A 15,846-nucleotide genomic window follows, 5' to 3' on the forward strand; every position below is an offset into this window, starting at 1 on the left:
TTCCGGCGGATGCAACAGAATGAATGCGTACGATTGGTTACAGAACCTTCCTTTTGCAGATCCGGAAGCGGCCTGCAAAGTGGTGGAGGTTTCGTTTAATAATGGAAGCCGAAAGGATTTTTTCAGGAACAATACGCTTACTGTTTTCGAAAAAGGAGAACAGGTTACTGTGGAAGGGGTAAGTGGTGTTGATGTTGGAGAAATAAACCTGCATGGCGAAATCGTACGGATTCAAATGAAAAAAAGGGGCGCAAACGAGTTTGACCCCGAAATGAAAAAAGTATTGCGCAGGGCCAATGAACGCGATCTTGAATTGTTGAAAGTCAACAAGGCAAGAGAGGCTGAAGCACTGATCCGCGCGCGTGCAATTGCCCGGCAATTAAAGCTGGAAATGAAAGTAAGTGAGGTGGAAATTCAGGCAGATGGCCGGAAAGCGACCTTCTTTTATATAGCAGATGATCGGGTTGATTTCCGGGAACTAATCAAGATATATGCCGGTGAGTTTAAGGTAAAGGTTGAAATGCGGCAGATCGGGGCCCGGCAGGAAGCCGCAAAAGTAGGCGGAATTGGCAGTTGCGGTCGGGAGCTATGCTGCAGTACCTGGTTAACTGATTTCAAAAGTGTGAACACAACGGCAGCCCGTTACCAGAACCTCAGTATTAATCAGACAAAACTTAGTGGCCAGTGTGGTCGATTAAAATGTTGTCTGAATTATGAACTGGATACCTATCTGGATGCCTTACAGGGTTTTCCGGACCGCGCCGATACCATTCGGGTTGCCAGAGGAACAGCCACACTTATCAAAAAAGATATTTTCAAGAACCTGATGTGGTATGTATTGCCTGACAGCAATAAACAGTATCCGCTGACCATTGAGCGGGTGCGTAAAATCATGTCGCAGAATGCACAGGGTATTGTTCCGGACGAACTGGAAGCCGTAGATGTTACCAGCACCAAACCCAAAGAAGTGGAACCGGAATTTGTGGATGTAGTTGGACAAATCAGTCTGCGTAGTCTGGAGAAAAATGATCGACGCCGGAAACAGCAACAACAGCAGCAGAAGCAAAAAGGGGGTGGACAGCCACCAAGAGGACCGCAGCAGGGTCAGCAGGGTCAGGGTCAGCAAGGGCAAAATCGCCCGGCTCAGCCACAGCCCCAGCAACGCCAACAGGGGCCAAGGCCTCCGCGTCCACAGGGAGATCGTCCTCCTCGTCCGCAAGGTGATCGACCTCAGGGTGATCGACCTCAGGGTGATCGGCCATCTCGTCCGCAAAGACCTCAGGGTGGCGGTCCGAGGAACCAGGGCGGAGGAAACACGGGCGGCAATAATCCAAAAGGTCCAAAACCGGGTCCAACACCAGGTGAAGCTTAATTTAAAAACAAATTAAATACTGTTAAAATCCGTTTAGCGCATGTTATGGCTTAACGGATTTTTCTTTTTTACCTTATTTTTAATTACACACAACCTTATTGATATGAGAAAAATATGCATGGCTATTTTTTTTCTGTCCTATAGTATTTCACTTATAGCTCAGCAAGCCAGTTATTCGAGGTTGCAGGTACAACCTGAAGCACCACAGGCAGAGCAATCTGTTGAGTTGATTTATCAACCGGAATTAACTGAATGGAAAAAAGCCGGCAACATTCCGGCGTCAGTTTATATTGCTATTGGTAATCGAATTGAAGCAAAAGACCTTTCTTTCAAAAAAAATAAAACAAACTGGTCAGCAAATTTTACAATTCCGGATAGTGCTGCCCTTTTTGTGGTTAAAATCGGAAGCGGTAAACAGGTTGATAATAATGATAAGAAAGGTTATAGTTTTTTTGTAATGGATAAATCAGGAGAACCGATAAAATACTCCTACCGATTAATGAGTCAGTTGTATCGGGGACAAGGATGGGCGATGGGCATTTCCGAAGATGAGAAAAAAGCTGATTTCTATTTCAATAAATATTATGAAAACGGCCTGCCTTCCGATGCAGGGTATGAAGAAACACTCACCTATTATCAGATCAAAAAGGATACAACGGGTTTGATAAATTATTTTGCTGATTTACCTAACAAAAAAGGAATAACAGACCAGGATTTTGCCAGTGCTACATTTTATGCAAATCAGTACCAGCATAAACCCGTTGGAAGTCTATTATCAGCTTATCATAAATTAAAGTTTCCGGATGGTGTCTGGAAACCACGCGAACTGTACCCCCGTTTCAACAGTGCAAAAACTGCAGCTGAAAAACAGGCTGTACTGGATAGCTTCAAAGCAACAATTAAAGGAGCGCCGCAGGAATGGCAGTCCCGGGTTATCAATAACATTTATTCAAATATTGCAAATCTTCATGCGATGGAAGGAAACCTTTCCATGGCTGAAAAAATTTCTGAAGAAAATAAAAAAGGAACAGATCTGGCAAGCAGTTTTAATAGCATTGCCTGGCAGTCTGCAGAAAAAGGAAAACATCTGGCCGAAGCTGCAGGAATTTCTAAAAAATCATTGGATATTCTTGAAAAAGAAAAAAAAGAGCTTGCTCAAAAACCATTGGAATTGTCCACTGCTGATTATCTGAAACAAATTGAACAAATGGAAGGTATGTTCGCAGATACCTATGCATATATATTATATCAGTTGGGGAAGTATAAGGAAGGATTTCCTTATATGCAAAGGTCATTAGATATAGTTGGCACAGGGTCTTCTGACTACAATGAACACTATTCACAGTTACTGGAAAAAGTTAAGGGGCCAAAGAAAACGATTGAGTTCCTTGAAAAAACAGTAGTGGAAAGTGCTTATTCCGGTGCAATGAAAGAACAATTGGAAAAGCTGTATAAAGCGACTGGAAAAAAACAGGATTTCAATTCTTATTTTGAGGGTCTGACAAAACAAATGAAAGAGCGTAGGTTAAAAGAATTGAAGGAGAAAATGTTAAATGAGGCAGCTCCGGAATTTGCTTTAAAAGATTTGAATGGCAATGAAGTAAGTCTGGCTACTTTGAAAGGGAAAGTGGTAGTCATTGATTTCTGGGCAACATGGTGCGGACCCTGCATTGCATCTTTCCCTGCCATGTATGCAGCACAACAGAATTATAAGGATCAAACCGATGTTGTTTTTCTTTTTGTAAATACCTGGGAGCAGGCTGCGGACAAAAAGAAAAATGTGGAGGAATTTTTTATAGGTAAACCATATTCCTTTCCAATACAGGCCCTGGATACCCAGGATAAAATGGTTGGCAGTTTTAAAGTAGATGGCATTCCAACAAAATTTGTACTTGATAAAAACGGAAAAATCAGATTCAAATCAGTTGGATATAGTGGTAATGAATCTAAGGCAGTGGATGAAATTTCAGCAATGGTTAGTCTGGCTTCTGAAGCTTCCAATAGCACAAACTGAGGTTTAACATTTTATTTCGGGGAATATCATTCCCACAACTCTAAAGCGGGGGCATTATTTTATAAGGTTTTAGTGATAAAACGCTGCATTGTCTAAACGGAATGGTTGTTGGCTTAGGAGAGGCATGCGTAAACTATACTTACACACCTTTTTAGGGGCTTTAATGCTGGGTTTTACAGCCTGTTCACCCAGACTTACCGGAACATGGAATGTACAACGATTCGAAGTTATTAAACAGGGTGAATCCGGACTTTCCATAAATAATGTAGGAACTATGGTGTTTCGACGAAACGGACGAGGTGAAAAGAATATTCAATATTCTATCCTTGGAATTTCGAAGTTTGATAATCTCCCCTTCAACTGGGAACAACATGGAAATGCTGTCACCATTTCCGGCAACAACACAGACTTTGCAAAAACTTGGATTATTGTGCGGGATAAACGCCGCTACCAGGAATGGAAATCTACCGATGGCGGAAACACCATCCAGGTCATCGAACTCTCCCGCTAATCTACTCATCACCCGACCGGTGGCACCGGTCGGGTGAGATTTTAGTCGCGATAGTTGAGGGCGGGGGAGCGATCTCCTAACAATGGCGTATAGGTGAAACCGGTACCGCGTGCGGAATCAAATTCGATCCTGGCTTTCTGTAATGCAGTCGGATCATGTAATAAATCAATCAGGGTCAGTGCTATTGTTTTGGAAGCGACCATCATTCCCTTGATTCCAATTTCAGTTCCCCCACAGGCCACAGCCTGCCAGCTGTGTGCTGGTGTTCCGGGAATCCAGGTCGCCGCACGCAAACCAACAGTTGGAACAGTATAGCTCACATCACCAACATCAGTAGAACCAGTTGTTTTGCCCGAGTTGATTTTAATTGGTTTTACAGACCTGGCAGACTCAAGTGGGTCTGTTGCATATCCAAATGAAGATTGAATTTTTTGGGCAAATTCCTCTTCCTCCCGGGAATAGTTCACCCCTCCTATCCGCAACAGATTCGCCTGCATAATTTCCGCCAGATGCTTATTCAGCAATAAATCATAGGTACCTCCAATAATTTCAAAATCGCTCCGGGTTTCTGTACCAATGGCAGCACCTTCAGCTGCTTTGCGAATGCGCTCAAATAATTGCATTACAAGTTCCCGGTTTGGATGCCGTACATAGTAATAAACCTCTGCAAAATCAGGCACCACATTTGGAGCTTTTCCTCCCTGTGTTATTACATAATGGATTTTTGCATCAGCAGGGATATGTTCCCGCATCATATTAACCATATGGTTCATAGCCTCCACCGCATCAAGCGAAGAACGTCCTTTTTCAGGTGCAGCAGCAGCATGTGCTGCCGTTCCATAGAACCTGAATTTGGCTGATTTGTTGGCAAGCGCACCATCCGCCCAGGTGGTATTTTCATCTGACGGATGCCAATGCAGCACTGCATCCACTCCATTGAATACTCCTGCCCTAACCATATACACTTTACCTGACCCACCTTCTTCAGCCGGAGTTCCAAATACTTTAATGGTTCCTTTCCAATTATGTTGAAGCATTAATTCTTTTACCTGAATTGCCGCCGCAACAGAGGCAGTACCAAATAAATGATGGCCACATCCATGTCCTGATATGCGACCCTCTATTGGCTTTTTTTCGGGGAGGGCATATTGTGATAATCCGGGTAACGCATCAAACTCCGCCAGAATCCCGAGTACAGGTCCGCCAGAACCATAGCTGGCTACAAATGCGGTTGGAATACCAGCGATACCGGATTCAATTTCGAACCCATTTTCTTTTAATGTTTGCTGCAAGAGCGAGGAACTTTTTTCTTCTTTATAACCCAGCTCTGCATAATCCCAGATCGCAAATGCAATATCTTTATATTGATTATAACGAGTCTGTATACCCGAATCCGCAGTTGATTTCCATTGTTCCATTAGAGAGGACCGGTTCTTTTTCTGACCAAGAGCTAAAACTGGTACCAAAATGAAAAACAGTAAAACTCGCATCACCATCATAAACAATTTTTTTTCCTGATTGTACAAGTTAGGGTATTTATGAAAAAATCATTTCTTATTGGAATTATTGTATTGGGAGCCTGGCTGATCATGGCACAAAGCTGTTTCACTTTCAGAACTGCCGATGCAAAAGCGATTGCTTCCTTTAATCGGAATGGCATCGCACTAAAGGCAATTACCGCTAAACAGGATGGAAATCCCATTCATTATGTACAAACCGGAAATGATACCCAGCCTACGCTGGTTTTTATTCATGGTACTCCGGGTAGTTGGAATGCATTTGAAACTTATCTGAAGGATAGTTTACTTCGATCCAAATACCGTATGATCAGCATTGATCGGCCAGGTTTCGGGTATAGTAATTTTGGGAAAGCATGGAACCTGGCCGACCAGTCCAAGTTAATGGGACCGGTATTAAAGGAATTTAGAAACGGTCAACCCATCTGGCTGGTTGGGCATAGTTTAGGTGGACCGATGATTCTTCAATTAGAACTGGATTATCCTGAGCTGGCATCGGGCCTGGTTATCATCTCCGGAAGTATTGACCCGGCTGCTGAAAAGCCGGAGCACTGGAGAAAAATAATGGATAAAACGCCGCTTAATTTCTTTCTCCCCGGGGCTTTTCGTCCCTCCAATACGGAATTGATTTATTTAAAAACGGATCTCAAAATCCAGGCTGAACAATTGCAGAAAATAAAAAAGCCCGTCTACTTTATACATGGTAAAACAGATAGCTGGGTTCCACCCGTTAATGTAGATTTCGGTTTGAGGCAGCTGGTGAATGCGCCAAAAATTGATACACTCTGGTTGAATGGCGGACATTTTATTCCCTGGACAGAGTTTAAAGCCATTCGAACAAAACTGCTGGAACTAAAACCATAAAAAACCGGATAAACTGAATTATCCGGTTTCTCACTATTTAAAATACAATTTACCATCCGTCTCCATCCAGCACATTTCCCAATCCGCCGAGGATGCCCCCTTCTTCTTTTCTTCTTGGACCGCCGTATTGCATAATGCGGCTAGCCAGACGACTGATGGGTAGGGTTTGAATCCAGACTTTACCCGGACCGCGAAGGGTTGCAAAAAACAATCCTTCTCCGCCGAAAATGGTATTCCGGATACCGCCAACAAACTGGATATCAAAATCGATGGTTTGAGTATAGGCAACAACGCAACCAGTATCCAGTTTCAGGATTTCGCCGGGCTGCAATTCGCGTTCAAATACATGTCCACCTGCATGAACAAAGGCCATCCCGTCACCTTCGAGTTTTTGCATGATGAAACCTTCACCACCAAAAATCCCGGTTCCAAGTTTACGTTGCAATGCTATACCCACGCTCACTCCTTTTGCCGCACATAGGAAGGCATCTTTCTGACAGATCACTCTTCCTCCCAATTGCATCAAATCGAGCGGGATAATTTTTCCCGGATAAGGAGAGGCAAAACTCACCCGTTTTTTACCATGGGCTGCATTGGTGAAAGTAGTCATAAACAGACTTTCTCCTGTTAATACCCGTTTACCGGCACTTACCAGTTTACCAAGAAAACCTCCGGTTTGTTGTTTGGATCCATCTCCAAAAATTGTAGCCATCTGGACGCCATCGTCCATCATCATAAAACTTCCGCTTTCCGCAACGGCTGTTTCATTGGGGTCCAGTTCAACCTCCACATACTGCATTTCTTCCCCAAAAATTTTGTAGTCTATTTCGTGATTACTTCTCATGGAATAAAATTACTAAGATTTAAAACCAACTTCCAACAAAGGCTTTATAGGCAGGATCCGATTCATTGCCTTTTATTTTCCGTTTCCTTCTGGCAACAGCTACCCTGTGTCTGAACATGGTGTATAAAGCCATTGGAATAAACAAAAATGTCAACGGCGGAATTCCCATCATAGAGACCCATTTTCCTCCAAATTGGTTGCGCATGGGACGCCTTAATCTTTCTGACATCAGGTACATGGCCGGAACCACTACCAGAGTCATAAAGAAGGCAAAGGTTAAACCAAAGATGATGGTCCAGCTAAGCGGTTTCCAGAATACTGCATTATCACCTCCGAAGAAAATTTTGGGATCCAGCTCAGAGAAGAGACTAATAAAATTGATATTGAAACCAACAGCCAGCGGAATCAGAGCCAGAATGGCTGCAAGGGCAGTCAGCAATACCGGAATGATCCGGGTTTTACCGGCTTCAATAACGGCTTCTCTTGTTTTCATTCCGCGAGCCCGCAGCTCATCTGCAAATTCTATTACGAGGATTCCGTTTTTCACAACGATCCCAGCCAGGCCTATAATACCAATACCTGTCATAACCACACTCACTTCCATTTTGGTGATGGCAAACCCAAGAAGCACACCAATTACACTGAATAGAATTTCAGTCAGGATGATAACCGGTTTACTGATTGAGTTAAACTGCAATACAAGGATAAATAGGATCAGCATCAGCGCAATAATCAATGCTTTTCCGAGGAATGCACCCGTTTCAGCCTGTTGTTCTCCTTCACCGGTCTGACGAATCGTTACGCCTTCCGTAGTCAGCTTGAAATTATCAATATGATCTTTAATCCGCTGGTTTACTTCTGTTGGTGTAAAGCTGGAAAGAACATTCGATCGCAGTGTGATTAAACGCTTTTGGTTCTTTCTTTTTACACTACCAAGCGTACTGGTGTAATCAACATCCACCAGTGAGCTGATCGGAATTCTTTTGATGGCTCCACCACTTGCAAAATCGCGGAATACAATATTCATATTCAGCAGGTCAACCAGGTTTTTCCGCTGCACCTCACTGTTTCTTAATTGAATTTTATATTCATCTTCTCCATCTTTTATTTTGGATACTTCGCGGCCGAAGAGGGCTGTTCTAATCTGCATCCCAATCTGGGCAGAGGATACACCTTCTCTTAAAGCACGTTCCCGATTAATATTCAGCGAAATCTCCGGATTATTAAGATCAATATCCATTTTCAATTCTTCTACTCCTGCCACCTGGATGGAGTCGAGGTAATTTTTCAGGGATACGGCCGATTTGATCAGGTCATCAAAATCTTCACTGGCGATTTCAATATTTACCGGAGGATCTGTTGGCGGTCCGCCCTGCTCCTGAGCCACACTTAGTTCTGCACCCGGAATTCCTTTAACCACTGCTCTGATTGAATCCATAATTGGCTTTGTGGATTGACCATGCCTTTTTTCAAACTCAACAAAGGATACCTGTATACGTCCCAATTCCGGGCGTGTACTGCGGTCTCCACTGGTAGGATCACTTGCTCCCACGGCTACGTTGGAAATAACAGATTCCACAATTGGATTTGGTTTTTTTCCGCCATCCATTCCCAATACATCATATACCCTGCTTTCCAACACCCGGGTTACGGAATCGGTATATTCAACTGAAGTACCAACCGGAAGTTTAAGGTATACATAAACGAAATTGGGATCACCGGTTGGGAAGAAAACTACCGGAACATTTCTTGCTCCAAACAAAATGAATGAAAATATAAACAAACCGACGGTACCCAAAAGAATCTTAACGGGTCTCCAGCCATGGAGCGACCAGCGCAGCAAACTTTCATAGTGCGACATGATCCAGGGGAGTACCCTGTTTTGGAAACTGTGGATAGTATCACTTAAAACGTACGTGTTTAAAATGGCAAGAAACACAAAGAATAAGAGCAAATTACCCCAGAAATAATACCAGTTGGTAACGCCTGGTAATGATTGACCAATGGTTGCACCACCAACGATAAGCAAAATAGCAAGGATAACTGCCATCCAGAATCCTTTCTTTCTAAAGATCGCTGATTTGGACTCCTGTTTTTCATCATGGTTCATGAAATCTACCGCAAAAACAGGGTTCATGATAAAGGCTACTACAAGTGATGCCGCCAAAGTAAATATAAGCATGGTTGGCAGGTAAATCATAAACTTACCAATAATGCCAGGCCAAAATAGCAGAGGAACAAATGGAGCCAGAGTGGTAAGCGTACCAGCAAGAACCGGAATAAATACTTCTCCTGCAGCCATCATAGCAGATCGTTCTGAACTCAGTTTTCCACGGCCTTCCACAAAAATCCGGTGTGTATTTTCAATTACCACAATAGCATCATCCACTATAATTCCCAATCCAAACAATAGGGCAAAAAGTACAATAAAGTTGAGGGTAACATGTCCGCCTACAATCAGATCAGCCGCAGGTAAAAACAGGAAGGCAACAAACATACTGAGCGGTACACTTAGAGCCACAAAGAAGGCATTGACCACTCCCATGAAAAACATGAGGATAATTAAAACCAATACGAAACCAATAACAATGGAGTTCACCAGATCATTAAAAGAAACCCGGGTAGCTTTACTTTGATCACCTGTAATTACCAGATTAAGATCTTTAGGAAACTCGGTTGCCTTCAGTTCTTCCACTACTTTTTTTACACCATCGGAGGTCTCAATCAGATTTTCACCTGAACGTTTGATAATGTTCAGGGTGATTACTTTCTTACCATCCAGACGCGCATAACTTTCAGTTTCTTTAATGGTGTCTTTTATATTGGCAATATCCTTTAAATAAATAGGAGCGCCGCTTGTGTTGCGGAGAATTACTTTTTCAATATCATAGGAAGTTTTGAACTGTCCTTTTAATTGAAGATTCCGTTTCATATTTCCCACTTCAAGTAATCCACCGGAGATATCGAGGTTCTCCCTTGCCACTGCATTCGCGATATCATCAAAGGTGATATTGGCCGCTTCCATCCTGGCATTATCTACATTAATCTGAAATTCTCTTTCCGGAGCCCCAACTAAATCAACCCGGTTGATTTGCGGTAATTCTTCCAGTCGGTCCTGTAATTCATCTGCATAACTTTTCAAACGTTGCAAATCAAAATCACCGCTCACGTTTACATACATGATAGGTTGTTCCGAAAAGCTTACTTCCAGAACGGATGGCTCTTCCGTTAAGTCGGTAGGCAGATCTTTCTTTGCCTTATCAACGGCATCCTTTACTTTCTGAAGCGCTATATCCGTTTTAACATCTGTATCAAATTCAACAATAATAGCACTGAAGTCCTGCTGCGAGGTACTGGTGGTTTTTTTGATCTTGGCACCGGTAATCCCTTTGATTTCCTTTTCAATTGGTCGGGAAACCAGATTTTCAATATCCTTGGGAGAATTTCCTACATAAATGGTTTGAACATAAATGGTAGGAATTACTATATCAGGGAACTGTTCTTTTGGAAGAGTAACAAACTGGAATATACCAATAACACTCACAAAGATCATCAGCAGATAAATCGATGTTTTGTTTTTTATACTCCAGGTAGTAGGTCCAAATTGTTTGAACTTACCTTTTATATTTTCGAGCGCACTCATTGTAAATATTTACTCGTTTGCAATTAAAGTTTCTCATTTTGGTTATAAGGTTGTTGTGATCAACTGTCCGTCATACAAGCCCTGAAAACCTTCGGTAATGAGTTGGTCACCTGCCTGCAGACCTTTATGAATTTCCAGTTCATTTCCGTATAATTCACCGGTCTCAACTGGTCTTTTCTTTGCGCGAAGTTTTCCTCCTTCATTTATTGCTACCAGTACAAATTTTCCCTTCTCATCATTCTGTAAGGTATTTACAGGGATGGTGATGGCATCTTTTACAGTATAATCTTCGATACGAATATTTGCAATCTGATTAGGGCGAACCTGCTTATCCGATGGCATTTTTGATTCGATATAAAAGGAGCGGCTGTTGGGGTCAATCAATTTACCGGAAACACTCACTTTTGTATTGAAGGTTTTGTTGATATCAGGTAGAATAACTTTAACCCGACTACCAACTTTTACCCGGTCAAGGTAGTTTTCAGGAACCTGAGCAACGGCTTTCAGATCACTTGTATTTACAATCCGTATTCCATTTAATGGGGAGCCGGTAAAGGTTTCACCCACTTTGATATTTACTTCATCTGCTATTCCACTAACCTGCGAATAAACATTGGTCATGGCAAGCTGTTCTTCAAGAATTGCAATCTGACGTTCTGCCTGATCCACATTATTCTTTGCAGTAATCAGCTGCACTTCTGTTCCAATATTCTGATCCCATAGATTCTTTTGTCTGTTATAAAGATTTTTTGCATACTCAAGCTGTGTCTTTGCAGTTTGCAATTGCTGATGAATTACGGCATCATCCAGTTTCAACAATAATTTTCCCTTGCTAACCTGATCACCCTGACGAACATAGATTGCTCTAACCTGGCCACCCATTCCTCGTGGGGTAATATAAGAGATATTAACTGCTTCTATTTTGCCCTGCAAATCTATATAGTGCGTAAATGGAGCAGAATTGAGTGGTGCAGTAACAACTAATTTTGGCTTCTCAGGCGGAATGGCACTTGAATCAAGTTGTAAAATTTCCTTTTCCAGGATGGCAATTTGTTCGGTTGCCGAAAGCTGTACTTCTTTTAATTTAGCCAGTTCAGCTTTCTTTTTATCTACCAGACTATTGCTTCCACATGCTATTAAAAGCAGTAAGGATGAAGAAATCAATAGTTGTTGTATACTCGTTTGCATATAGTTCGATTTATATAGTATTCGGTTTTTAATAAATTTTTCCAATGGCTTTCAGGAAATCAACCCTTGCAACAGCTGCATCGTACAAAGCGGAAAACATATTGGTTTGTGCCGTACGCAATTCCGTTTGCGCCGTATTAATTTCCGTGTTGGATCCAAGTCCCTGTTCGTATTTCTTTTTGGTCTGATCAAAAACCCGCTCCGCCAACTCCATGTTTTTTCGCTGTGCATCCACTGCCAGTACTGCATCACGAAACCGGTTTCTTGAACTGGCTACATCATTGTCAATCGATAGCTTAAGCAGTTCCATATCAAACTCAGACTTTCTAACTGCTGATTTTGCCTGCTCCATTAATGCTCTGCGACGGAATCCATCAAAAATGGGAACATTCAAACGTAACCCGATCGTACTTTGCTGAAACCAACGCCCCCCGGATTTTAAAAAATCAAATTCGTTTCGCTGGGCATTTGTAAAATAATTGCCAAAAACACTGACAGTTGGCAATGCCATCAGCCGATATCGTTTAACGTTATAATCGTTCAGTTCCTTGCCGATTTCCAGCAACTGAAAATCCCGGCGATCTGTATACGCATATGCGGTGTCCAGTAAATTTTCTTTGATCAGATCATCAGAAAGTTTATCGGTCAGAATAAGGCTGTCTGTTAATGGCATGCCAATCAGCATTTTCAATCCGAGATAGCCATTATTTATTTGCGTTTTCAGCTTTAAACTATCCGTACGAAGGTTCGTGAGTGTAACACTAACCTTATCTACATCCAGTTGCTCTGCAAATCCGTTTTTATAAATTTCCCGGGTATCGTGCAGTAGTTTTTCAAAGCGTTCAATATTATCATGATACAATTCAAGTTGCCGACTTCCAATAAGAAGCTGGTAATACACTTTATGTACATTCACAGCTATACCTTCTTCTGTGAGTTCAGCATTTTTTCTGGAAAATTCCATTGCTGCATTCCTTGCCTGCAGACCAACGAATACCTGTCCGTCGAATAGTATCTGATTTAATTCAGCACCCAGGGTTGCACTGTATTGCACACCAAACTGGACCGGAATAAAACTGCCAGGAGCTCCACCAAAAAATTCACCTGGAACAAGGCTAACCGGTAATTTAATATTATCGGTCAGATTGAAGGAGCTGCTAACCTGTGGTAATGCACTGGCTGTTACCTCGCGGTTCACCTGCTGCTGGATCCGGATATCCTCCAATACTTTTTTTACCTGATAACTATTCTGTTTGGCAAATGCAACAGCTTCCTGAATGCTTAACTGCTGAATCTTTTTTTCTTCCTGGGAGAAGGTACTCAATGGCCTACTCATCAATCCTAAAAATAGCAGGACTGATAAGCACCTCCACATCGTTTTCATGTTCATTGTTAACTGATTTAGATCTTTTTCTTTTTTTGCTGATACTTCAGAACCAACCTGTAACCTTTCATGCTGACGATACCAAACAGATAATGTTCAATGATCTGTTGTTCAACATCAGCAAGAGTTAATTTATTCCCGCTATAAAACACGGGATCGAGTGGCATAAGCATACTTTCAATACGGAATCGGGCAATGATGTCGATATTCAATTCAGGTCGGTATAATTCTTCCTGAATACCTCTGATCAGGTTATCGCGAATGGTATTGTAGATGTAATCGTTTTTGTGTTGCAGAAATTTTTCATAGGCCTTGGGATGGTATTTTTTTAAATCGAGTAATACGGATGGGTTCATGCTCCTAAACATCTGTTCAACCATTTCCATGGCTTTGAACATTTCATCAATAGCATTCTCTGCGCTTTCCTTATCCTTATCACACTGACCCTGAGATTCACCAATCTTACAATCAATCACTTCCAGCACCAGTTCTTCCTTATCTGCGAAATATTGGTAAATGGTTTTTTTACTGATCCCCATTTCACTGGCTATATCATCCATACTTACGCTTCGGATGCCGTATTTCATGAATAAATCACGACTCTTGATAAGTATTCTGTCTCTGTTTTCCTGTTCACTCATAATCGGGGACAAAACTATGGAAACTTTTAATGTAACAAAAGTTTCCATCAAACTATTTTGCCATTCGTCCCAGAAAATGATGTTGGTCCATCCACCCGGCGGGTGCCACCGGTCGGGTGGATGGAATTGGGTGAAAATACCGGTACATGCCTGCAATGCTTTTAGTAGGTTTGCAGGACGAACACGTATATGGACAATCAACCGATAAAAAGCGATGGCTGGAGATGGAAAAAAATTTTCCAGTACTTCCTACAGGGGCTACTGGTAACCGCACCTGTGGTAATTACCGGATATCTGCTTTATTGGTTTGTTTCCTCCATTGATAACCTGTTGCCGATATTTCAACAAAAGGGACCGGATGGAAGTTTTGCAACCCGCAATTATGGACTGGGTTTCGTCATTATAATAGTAGCCCTGATTGTTGTAGGCTACCTAAGCTCTAATTTTATAACAAGCCGCCTCTTCAGTTTATTTGATCAGTTTTTAGAAAAGGCACCCGGGGTTAAATTCATCTATTCGTCCATCAAGGATTTTTTCGAAGCTTTTGCCGGAAACAAGCGCAAATTCAATAAGCCAGTAGCAGTTGCTTTGCACCAGCCGGATGTCTATCAGATCGGATTTGTTACGGATGATGATGCAAGTGAATTCGGTTTTGAAGACTATATAACGGTTTATATTCCATTTTCCTACTCCTTCGCCGGACAGACCTTCCTGGTTCCACGCCAACGGGTACGTCCATTGGATCACATCAAGCCAGCTGATGCCATGAAATATGTGGTTTCAGGTGGGATAGCCGAGCCTGATCAGGAAGTTGCAGGCCCGAAAGGATAGGAAATTTTGTTTTATGCGATACATAATCAGTTTACTGGTGGCACTGTTGCTATCAGGCAAGGTATTTTGCTGGGGGTTTTTCGCACATGAAAAAATCAATGGATATGCGATTTATCTCCTTCCTCCTGAAATGCTTGTTTTATATAAGCCATCTGCTCCTTATCTGAAAACCCATGCCACAGATCCGGATAAAAGAAGATATATTCTGAAAGCTGAAGGTCCCAGGCATTTTATTGATCTGGACCAGTATGGCCGTTATCCTTTTGTGGGATTGCCGAGAAACTGGCAGGCCGCCGTAAAAATATTCGGAGAAGACAGCCTGATTCAGCATGGCATCCTTCCCTGGCGCATCCAACAAGTATTGGCAATGCTTACTGGGGCATTTCGGGAGAAAAATAAAGCAAACATCTTAAAATTATCAGCAGATCTGGGGCATTATATCGGAGACGGACATGTGCCATTACATACCAGCTCCAATCATAACGGGCAAAAAACAAATCAACACGGAATACATGGTTTCTGGGAAAGCCGTGTACCTGAATTACTTGCCGATCAGGAATGGGATTTCTTTCTTGAAAAAGCAAGTTATATCAGTCAGCCGGCAGAAACCACCTGGAAATTTATCCTGGAAAGTGCGTTGGCTGTTGATTCTGTCCTGGCCATGGAAGCTGAGCTTAGTAAATCTTATGCTGCCGATCAGAAATTTGCATTTGAATGGCGAAATCAGGCACTAATCAGGCAATATTCTTCGAATTTCAGTAAAGAATACAACAAACTTTTACGAGGAATGGTGGAGCGCCGAATGAGGCAATCGGTACAGGCAGTGGCGAATTTCTGGTATACGGCATGGGTAAATGCAGGACAGCCCAATTTGAGCGGAATGGCTGGAGAAGCTTGGATTGATTCCAGCCAAAATGAATTGGACAGCCTCAGTTTCTTTTGGCGATCCCAACCTGTCAAGGGTAAATCCTGCGACTAAAGGCAAGGAGATTTGATATTTTTTAAGGAACTTGCGGACTCACCAAACCAGCCAACGA

General features: G+C 42.3%; 12 protein-coding genes. 6 read left to right on the forward strand and 6 right to left on the reverse strand.

Annotated features, from left to right (window positions below; all coding sequences use genetic code 11):
- Positions 1-19: 19 nt before the first annotated feature.
- The 3 genes from B2746_RS02450 (at position 20) to B2746_RS02460 (ending at position 3,897) form a co-directional block, all read left to right on the forward strand.
- Positions 20-1,372: a PSP1 domain-containing protein gene (locus B2746_RS02450; RefSeq protein ID WP_290790658.1), complete on the forward strand. Its 1,353-nt coding sequence runs from the start codon at positions 20-22 to the stop codon at positions 1,370-1,372.
- 103 nt (positions 1,373-1,475) lie between these two features.
- Positions 1,476-3,386 carry a redoxin family protein gene (locus tag B2746_RS02455; RefSeq protein WP_290790660.1) on the forward strand — a complete coding sequence of 637 codons (1,911 nt, stop codon included), beginning with the start codon at positions 1,476-1,478 and terminating at the stop codon, positions 3,384-3,386.
- A gap of 124 nt (positions 3,387-3,510) precedes the next feature.
- Complete coding sequence (locus B2746_RS02460; RefSeq protein ID WP_290790662.1) at positions 3,511-3,897, forward strand: hypothetical protein; 387 nt, start codon at positions 3,511-3,513, stop codon at positions 3,895-3,897.
- Positions 3,898-3,938: 41 nt separating this feature from the next.
- On the opposite strand, the gene B2746_RS02465 is transcribed toward B2746_RS02460, so the two are convergent.
- Positions 3,939-5,396 (reverse strand): amidohydrolase, encoded by a 1,458-nt coding sequence (locus B2746_RS02465; protein WP_290790663.1) that lies wholly within the window; start codon positions 5,394-5,396, stop codon positions 3,939-3,941.
- A gap of 39 nt (positions 5,397-5,435) precedes the next feature.
- On the opposite strand from B2746_RS02465, the gene B2746_RS02470 reads away from it, so the two are divergent.
- Complete coding sequence (locus tag B2746_RS02470; protein ID WP_290790665.1) at positions 5,436-6,278, forward strand: alpha/beta fold hydrolase; 843 nt, start codon at positions 5,436-5,438, stop codon at positions 6,276-6,278.
- 49 nt (positions 6,279-6,327) lie between these two features.
- Here B2746_RS02470 and B2746_RS02475 read toward each other — a convergent pair whose 3' ends face one another.
- The 5 genes from B2746_RS02475 to B2746_RS02495 form a co-directional block, all read right to left on the reverse strand.
- A complete protein-coding gene (locus B2746_RS02475; RefSeq protein WP_290790667.1) occupies positions 6,328-7,122 on the reverse strand; it encodes a TIGR00266 family protein in 795 nt (264 codons plus the stop codon).
- Between the two features lie 19 nt (positions 7,123-7,141).
- Positions 7,142-10,765, reverse strand: coding sequence for an efflux RND transporter permease subunit (locus B2746_RS02480; RefSeq protein WP_290790669.1), 3,624 nt, complete (start codon positions 10,763-10,765; stop codon positions 7,142-7,144).
- Positions 10,766-10,807: 42 nt separating this feature from the next.
- Complete coding sequence (locus tag B2746_RS02485) at positions 10,808-11,953, reverse strand: efflux RND transporter periplasmic adaptor subunit (protein ID WP_290790671.1); 1,146 nt, start codon at positions 11,951-11,953, stop codon at positions 10,808-10,810.
- Positions 11,954-11,981: 28 nt separating this feature from the next.
- Entirely contained in the window at positions 11,982-13,289 is a 1,308-nt protein-coding gene (locus B2746_RS02490; RefSeq protein ID WP_290790673.1) for a TolC family protein, read from the reverse strand.
- Positions 13,290-13,354: 65 nt separating this feature from the next.
- Positions 13,355-14,026 (reverse strand): TetR/AcrR family transcriptional regulator, encoded by a 672-nt coding sequence (locus tag B2746_RS02495; RefSeq protein ID WP_290790675.1) that lies wholly within the window; start codon positions 14,024-14,026, stop codon positions 13,355-13,357.
- A 141-nt stretch (positions 14,027-14,167) separates the two neighbouring features.
- Between B2746_RS02495 and B2746_RS02500 the strand changes: the two genes are divergently transcribed.
- Positions 14,168-14,809, forward strand: a complete 642-nt coding sequence (locus tag B2746_RS02500) for a DUF502 domain-containing protein (RefSeq protein WP_290790677.1) — start codon at positions 14,168-14,170, stop codon at positions 14,807-14,809.
- Positions 14,810-14,822: 13 nt separating this feature from the next.
- Positions 14,823-15,788 (forward strand): zinc dependent phospholipase C family protein, encoded by a 966-nt coding sequence (locus tag B2746_RS02505; protein WP_290790679.1) that lies wholly within the window; start codon positions 14,823-14,825, stop codon positions 15,786-15,788.
- Positions 15,789-15,846 lie beyond the last annotated feature (58 nt).

The sequence above is a fragment of the Flavihumibacter sp. UBA7668 genome (assembly GCF_002483205.1).
In the GTDB taxonomy this organism is placed as follows: Bacteria; Bacteroidota; Bacteroidia; order Chitinophagales; family Chitinophagaceae; genus Flavihumibacter.